General features: G+C 50.5%; 9 protein-coding genes. 5 read left to right on the top strand and 4 right to left on the bottom strand.

All coding sequences use genetic code 11. The features are described 5' to 3' along the window. Positions 1–344 precede the first annotated feature (344 nt). Positions 345–890, top strand: a complete 546-nt coding sequence (locus tag EXY25_RS17615) for a gamma carbonic anhydrase family protein (RefSeq protein ID WP_130567869.1) — start codon at positions 345–347, stop codon at positions 888–890. A gap of 71 nt (positions 891–961) precedes the next feature. On the opposite strand, the gene aroE is transcribed toward EXY25_RS17615, so the two are convergent. Next, the gene (gene aroE, locus EXY25_RS17610; protein WP_130567868.1) at positions 962–1,786 is read right to left on the bottom strand and encodes a shikimate dehydrogenase; all 825 of its coding nucleotides are present in this window, start codon (positions 1,784–1,786) and stop codon (positions 962–964) included. A 28-nt stretch (positions 1,787–1,814) separates the two neighbouring features. On the opposite strand from aroE, the gene EXY25_RS17605 reads away from it, so the two are divergent. Further along, positions 1,815–2,261, top strand: coding sequence for a group II truncated hemoglobin (locus tag EXY25_RS17605; protein ID WP_130567867.1), 447 nt, complete (start codon positions 1,815–1,817; stop codon positions 2,259–2,261). Here the strand turns inward: EXY25_RS17605 and EXY25_RS17600 are convergent. Continuing rightward, a complete protein-coding gene (locus EXY25_RS17600; RefSeq protein ID WP_130567866.1) occupies positions 2,246–3,094 on the bottom strand; it encodes a LysR family transcriptional regulator in 849 nt (282 codons plus the stop codon). The genes EXY25_RS17605 and EXY25_RS17600 overlap by 16 nt on opposite strands. Before the next feature lie 153 nt (positions 3,095–3,247). Between EXY25_RS17600 and EXY25_RS17595 the strand changes: the two genes are divergently transcribed. Beyond that, positions 3,248–3,631 carry a MaoP family protein gene (locus EXY25_RS17595; RefSeq protein WP_130567865.1) on the top strand — a complete coding sequence of 128 codons (384 nt, stop codon included), beginning with the start codon at positions 3,248–3,250 and terminating at the stop codon, positions 3,629–3,631. A 38-nt stretch (positions 3,632–3,669) separates the two neighbouring features. Here EXY25_RS17595 and hemF read toward each other — a convergent pair whose 3' ends face one another. Further along, positions 3,670–4,596 (bottom strand): oxygen-dependent coproporphyrinogen oxidase, encoded by a 927-nt coding sequence (gene hemF / locus EXY25_RS17590; protein ID WP_130567864.1) that lies wholly within the window; start codon positions 4,594–4,596, stop codon positions 3,670–3,672. A 15-nt stretch (positions 4,597–4,611) separates the two neighbouring features. Beyond that, on the bottom strand, positions 4,612–5,163 hold the full coding sequence (gene tsaC, locus EXY25_RS17585; protein ID WP_130567863.1) for an L-threonylcarbamoyladenylate synthase type 1 TsaC: 552 nt from the start codon (positions 5,161–5,163) through the stop codon (positions 4,612–4,614). Positions 5,164–5,342: 179 nt separating this feature from the next. Here tsaC and purE point away from each other — a divergent pair, with 179 nt between their 5' ends. Together purE and EXY25_RS17575 are read left to right on the top strand one after the other, a co-directional pair. Next, on the top strand, positions 5,343–5,828 hold the full coding sequence (gene purE / locus EXY25_RS17580; RefSeq protein ID WP_114339234.1) for a 5-(carboxyamino)imidazole ribonucleotide mutase: 486 nt from the start codon (positions 5,343–5,345) through the stop codon (positions 5,826–5,828). Between the two features lie 2 nt (positions 5,829–5,830). After that, the gene (locus tag EXY25_RS17575; protein ID WP_130567862.1) at positions 5,831–6,967 is read left to right on the top strand and encodes a 5-(carboxyamino)imidazole ribonucleotide synthase; all 1,137 of its coding nucleotides are present in this window, start codon (positions 5,831–5,833) and stop codon (positions 6,965–6,967) included. Position 6,968 lies beyond the last annotated feature (1 nt).

Genomic DNA, 6,968 nt, shown 5'->3' with positions numbered 1-6,968 from the left:
TCAGCCCCGCTGTCAACCCAGTAAAAACATCTTTTTTACCAAGTGACCAGAAGAAAGATAAAAACTTAAACCGTTCGTTTCTTCCCGCTGCCTCGCCCTGAGCGAGTGAGGCGGCATTATAGGGAGATTAATCCTGCCGTCAACGCTTTTTATGAAAGATTTTAGATATATTTAAAAACGCTCAATCCTTGTCCTATATGGGTTGACCACAAGTTGGCTGCTTATTATACGAGTTGATCTGCATAGTCACTATCTATGCAGGTTAAGTGCGTAGTTTCCGGCTTATTCGCCTCCTTTATGCAGATCGGTCATACTCTCAGGGCTCTCATTGTTAGGATCGCAATATGTTAAGACCTTATAAGGAAGAATTGCCCCATTTATCCGCCACGGCTTATGTTGATGAACACGCAGTGGTGATTGGTGCTGTCAGTTTGGCGGCAGATGTCAGTGTGTGGCCTATGGTCGTGATACGCGGCGATGTGAATCGAATAGAGATCGGGGCTCGCAGTAACATTCAGGATGGCAGCATTGTCCACGTTACCCGTGTAAGTAGTGAAAACCCGCAAGGCTACCCGACGCTGATAGGTGAAGATGTCACCATTGGCCATCAGGTCATGCTGCATGGTTGCGTTATCGGTGATCGGGTTTTGGTGGGAATGAGTGCGGTGGTGATGGACAATGTCACTGTAGAAGATGATGTCATCATCGCAGCAGGTAGCGTAGTCCCCCCTAATAAGACTTTAGTATCGGGTTACCTATATAAAGGTAACCCTGCAAAACAGGCACGACCATTAAGTGAAGCTGAGTTAAGTTTTCTAAAGCGGTCAGCAAATAACTATGTTGTGCTTAAAGATGAATATTTAGAAATGGTTCGCCAAGAAGCAACTTAGGTGGGCAAGCGATCTGCGCCTCTATGTAGAAGATGTTGAGGCGCTTTATCTTGTAGTCGTAAGTTGAGCAGCTATCGCCGCCCCAGATTACGCCGCATTTCCGCCAATACAGACTTGGTGCCCGGCTTAATGCCACGCCAGATAGCAAATGATTCCGCAGCCTGTGCTACCAACATGCCTAAACCATCCAGTACATAACGGCTCCCCTGCGCTTTCGCCCAAGCAACAAATGCAGTGTCTGCTTCGCTATACGCCATATCGTAGCAAACAGTATCAGTGGCAATAAGCTGTTCCGATATCGGCGGCACATCACCACTTAAACTCGCTGACGTGGAGTTGATGATGAGATCAAACGGCGTATCGCCAAGTTCGGCAAAACCAGATGCACTGACGGGCCCAAACTCAGCAGCCAGTGACGCTAACGCCTGTGCTTTCGCTTCGGTACGATTTGCAATCCTCAATTCTGCGGGCTTTTGTTCAAGCAGGGGTAACAACGCTCCTCGAGCTGCACCACCTGCACCTAAGAGCAATATCCGCTTGTCCGCTAATGAGATGCCATGTAGCAGCAGGTCTTGCACCAAGCCTTCGCCGTCGGTGTTGTCACCAATAACGCCACCATCATCAAGACGCTTGAGGGTATTAACTGCGCCAGCGATTTTCGCTCTCGGCGTTAATTGCGTCGCATAAACGTAAGCTTGCTCTTTAAATGGCACCGTCACGTTACAACCTTTGCCACCTTGGCTGAAAAACGCCTGCACCGCTGACTCGAAACCATCGACAGGTGCCAGTATCGCTTGATAGCTGATATCCTGCGCCGTTTGGCGGGCAAAGAAGGTGTGGATCATTGGCGACTTGCTGTGGCCAATGGGATTACCAAACACTGCGTACTGGTCCATAGGAAAATTCTTATTCGGAAGCAATGAGATGATTAGAAAGCTTTTTCGCATTGGAGACAAGTCATCATCAACACGGACTCATCCCACGCCGGAGCAATCGCCTTACCAGCTGATGGGCGGTGAAATTGCCGTAAAGCGACTAGCTAACCGCTTCTACGACATCATGGAAACCGCACCAGAAGCTGCGGAATTACTGGCAATTCATCCGATGCCACTGGATAGCATCCGTGAACGTTTCTTTGAGTTTCTCAGTGGCTGGCTCGGTGGGCCAGGTCTATTCGAAGAGAAATATGGCCACCCGCGGCTACGTGCACGCCACCTGCCCTTCAAAATCGATAAGCAGATGCGAGACCAGTGGATGTTCTGCATGGGCAAAGCGCTGGACATAGAGATTGATACGCCCCTATTACGCGAGCAATTACGCCTATCGTTCGCCAGTCTGGCTGATCATATGCGAAATCAGCCAGAGGTTTGATCCAGTAGAGCCACGACCTGCTGCAATGCTTCCAACTGCTGATTTTGACAATGATAAACACCGTGTACACGCCGCGTGATCACCGGGGCGTCTACAACAGCAAAGAGTTCTTTCTGTTGCAGATAACTTTCCACCATCAGCTTTGGCAGGTAAACAGCGCCACCAGACTGCAACATAAACTCTAAGGCGATCCTTGCTGACGGCGTATGCAATATGGCCGCGCCAGCATGGGGAAGCTCCTGGGCGTGACGAATGCTAAACGCCGTGCCCCAGTCCACCCGCAGGTATCGACTGGACAAGGCCTCATCCAGCCCCTGCCCCTCGATGCTGCTCACCATAATTAAATCAAGATCAAACAAGGAGTGTTGCACTGTCTCTTCATTGGCTGGGGGATCAAACATCATGAGTAAGTCGATAGTTCGGGCCTGCAGTAACTTCATGCCCTGTGCTGGCGCACAGATCTCAGCCCGCAACCCCACCCCCGGCATACTGATACCAATGTTCGCCAACGAGGTTTGTAAACTAGCATCCCAAATATTGGCTGGCGCAGCGATAGCCAGTTGCGACATCTGACGACTATCTAAAGCGACCTCCTGCTGCGCCCGTTTCCATGCCAACAACATGGCATCCGCATGTCCAACTAAGCGTTCACCGGCACCGGTGAGTTGAATATTATTCCGATGTCGGGTGAACAGTGTTGCCCCCATTAACGTCTCTAACTGTCTGATCCGAAAGCTCACGGCAGAAGGTGTAAGAAAAAGATTCTCCGCTGCCTGACCAAAATGGCGCGTACGCTGCACCTCCAAAAATGTTTTTAGCAACTCGGTATCCAACGTTATCTCCGAAATTTTTTCACGTGGCGTTAAAATTTTTTTGTTTTACGATCCAAAGGTCTATTGCTATTACTTCGCAAAACCAGATTCGTTCACCCGCTTGGTGAAACACCAAGTGACTTAGGGCAAGAAAACCAACTGAGTTGAAATAAGATGGCGACTAACAGTTTTGTAGCAGAGAAGCGCTTTTTTGACGACAAAAATTATCCACGAGGGTTCAGCCGTAGTGGCGACTTCACCAAGCAGGAAGCGGCCCTACTAGAGAGTCAGGGGCGCACGTATCAAGCTTTATATGAAGGCACCCGCGCTCCCGCTACGGCAGAGGAGCAAGCTTTTGTCGATACATTCCAAACCGAGCAAACAGCCACCACTCCGGAAACCAAGATCTGGGAGAAGTACCTAAAACGCACGCAAAAGCGCCGTGTGTTTACACTGTTCGGCTCTTCCAAACAGAGCTCCGATGAAAGTGATGACGATAGTCCCAACGATGATATTGACGTTGATGACTTAGACGATGCGGTTGGGGCAAAAGATTGAATGAAAAAAGGCAACGGTTCGTTGCCTTTTTACTGTTATCAGCCTAGCCAATTCTGCGGTTTAAGGTAGCGCTCATAAAGTAATTGCTCCGGTGAGCCTTCAGCGGGCTGCCAGTTATATTCCCAAGCCACCAACGGCGGCATCGACATCAGAATAGACTCCGTACGTCCGCCAGTTTGCAAACCAAACAGCGTGCCACGGTCATACACCAGGTTAAACTCAACATAACGACCACGACGATAGAGCTGAAATTGTCGCTGCGATTCATTAAAGGGGGTCTGCCAACGCTTTTCCACGATAGGTAGATAAGCCCGCAGAAAGCCATCACCCACCGCCTGCATAAAAGCAAAACTTTGGGCAAAGCCAGGGCTGTTCAGATCATCAAAAAACAAACCGCCGACACCACGGGTTTCACCCCGATGCTTGAGGTAAAAGTAGTCATCACACCACTGTTTGTACTTCGGATAGCACTCATCACCAAACGGTTGGCAAAGATCTGACGCTGTTTGGTGCCAGTGCAACACATCCTCTTCAAACGGGTAAAAAGGCGTTAAATCAAAACCGCCACCAAACCACCAGACCGGTGCCTCCCCCTCTTTTTCAGCTATGAAGAATCGGACATTGGCATGGGAAGTCGGCACGAAGGGGTTGTTGGGATGAATGACGAGAGAAACACCCAGCGCCTCAAAACTTCGCCCAGCTAATTCTGGACGGTGGGCAGTGGCCGAAGCAGGCATCTCATGCCCCGTGACATGGCTAAAATTGACACCCGCCTGCTCAAACACCCGGCCACCTTTCAACACCCGACTTCTACCACCGCCACCCAAGTGGTCTTTTGCAGGATCTCGCTGCCAGGCATCTTCTGCAAAGCTTGCAACGCCATCAATCGCCGCTAAACCATCACAAATGGCATCTTGTAGGGCGAGCAAATAAGCTTTTACCGCGTATTTATCTACATCTTGCACACCTGATTCCTTCTATCAGCTAGAACGTAGGATCTGTCCTGTAAGACCATTACGGATCTCGGAGGGCGCAGCATTGCCGCCAACCGCTTTATCAATAACCACAGCCACATCCAGCAACACCTCCGGTGCCAAAGCTGATGCAGTTCGAGCGGGTTCTTGGCCAGCCAGGTTGGCACTGGTAGAAACAATCGCCCCGCCAAATTCGACACATAAAGCGGTCACCACTGGATGCGCCGACACTCGTACCGCCACACTATCAAATAGCCCAGAAACCAATGCCGGACAACTTGATGATTTTGGCAAAGTCCAGGTAACAGGGCCAGGCCAACAGGCAAACACCTCCGCACGACGCTCAGGGGTAAGTGCCGTATCATCAATATATGGCAAGAGCTGGCTGTAGTCGGCGGCAATGAGGATCAAACCTTTTTCCGCTGGTCGCTGCTTTAACGCTAACAACTTTGTTAGCGCTTGTTCATTGTTAGGATCACAACCCAGGCCAAACACAGCCTCAGTTGGATAGGCGATAAGCTCACCCTGCTTTAACGCTTCGACGGCATCAACAAACATCTATTAAGGTATCATCTTAAGGCGATTAATCACTGGCGTCGTTTATAGCACAGCACACAGCAAAGAGGCCAACCGGCACAGCTAGAGAGCATTCTCGATGACTCAATTCAACTTGTTGACGGAAACGGCTATAATTCGGCTTCTTATAGCGCTCTGACAGTCAAACAGCAGGAGAGGCAATGCAAGTAGGTATTATTATGGGGTCCAAATCAGATTGGCCCACCATGAAGCACGCAGCAGATATGCTGGATCATTTTGGCATTCAATATGAAACCAAAGTGGTCTCAGCCCATCGCACGCCTCACCTACTGGCTGAGTATGCAGGATCTGCACAAGCCAGAGGATTGAAAGTGATCATCGGTGGTGCAGGCGGTGCAGCTCACCTGCCAGGAATGACAGCAGCCTTCACCAGTCTGCCCGTTCTAGGTGTGCCAGTGCAGTCGCGCATGCTAAAAGGTATCGACTCACTGCTCTCTATTGTGCAGATGCCCAAAGGGGTCGCGGTTGGCACCTTAGCCATAGGTGATGCCGGCGCAGCAAATGCAGGCCTTTTGGCAGCGCAGATCATTGGCGCATTTGATCCCGCAATCATGGCAAAAGTGGATGAGTTCCGCCAAAGCCAAACCGATACTGTTCTTAGCCAACCGGATCCTTCCCAGGAGTAAGCATGCAGGTACTGGTATTGGGTGCGGGCCAGTTGGCTCGCATGATGTCCCTCGCTGGCGCACCGTTAGGCTTGAAGGTAAAAGCGTACGATGTACGCAGCCATACAGTGGTTCACCCATTGACGCTGGAGAATTATCAGCAGGATCTGGCCGCCGGCTTGATCGACTGCGACGTGGTCACTGCGGAGTTCGAACATATTCCGCAAGATATCCTCAGTCAATGCCAAGCCAGTGGCAAATTCCTGCCTGGCGCGGAAGCGATCCGCATAGGAGGTGACCGTCGCTTGGAGAAGCAACTTCTCGATAGTGCTGATGTCCCCAATGCCAAATTTCAGGTTGTCAGCACAGAGGCTGACCTGCATCAAGCGATTGCCTCTATCGGTCTGCCACTGGTACTGAAAAGCGCCCTAGAAGGTTATGACGGCAAAGGTCAGTGGCGACTAAAAACCACAGCGGACGCCGCTCAGGTATGGGCTGAAATTTCATCTTTTCTCCAAGAAAGCAGTGCTAATCAGGCGATAGTCGCCGAAGCGTGGATCCCATTTGACCGCGAAGTGTCAGTCATTGGTGCGCGCGGCAAAGATGGTTCGGTGAAGGTCTACCCTCTTACCCAAAATCATCATGAGAATGGCATCTTGAGCCTGTCTGTTGCCCTTACCGACGCAGAACAATTGCAGCAGCAAGCCACCCATGCATTTGAGAAGCTTACGAAGACACTGGATTATGTTGGTGTGCTGGCGATAGAGTTTTTTGATGTCGACGGCGAGTTGCTGGTCAACGAAATAGCACCCAGAGTGCATAATTCAGGACATTGGACCCAGCAAGGCGCTGATGTATGCCAGTTTGAAAACCATTTGCGCGCAGTCTGCGGCTTAGCCATTGGCAACACTCAATTAGTATCAGCGGCAGCCATGGTCAACGTGATCGGTACAGATAATATCCCCAACAGCATCCATCAGCTCGATGGAGTCCACCTGCACTGGTATGACAAAGATAAGCGTGCCGGACGCAAAATGGGTCACATCAATGTCTGCGCTGAAGATAAAGCTGAGTTGAAAAAGCGTTTAGCGGCACTGCTCAAGCAGCTTGATGAAGCAGACTTCCCCGGTTTGCACCAAGCGGCACAAGCGCTAGTGTAGA

The organism is Corallincola spongiicola (genome assembly GCF_004284785.1).
Classification (GTDB): Bacteria; Pseudomonadota; Gammaproteobacteria; order Enterobacterales; family Neiellaceae; genus Corallincola; species Corallincola holothuriorum.
The sequence above is the reverse complement of the archived record's forward strand: the minus strand, read 5'-3'. Positions and strand labels throughout refer to the sequence as shown.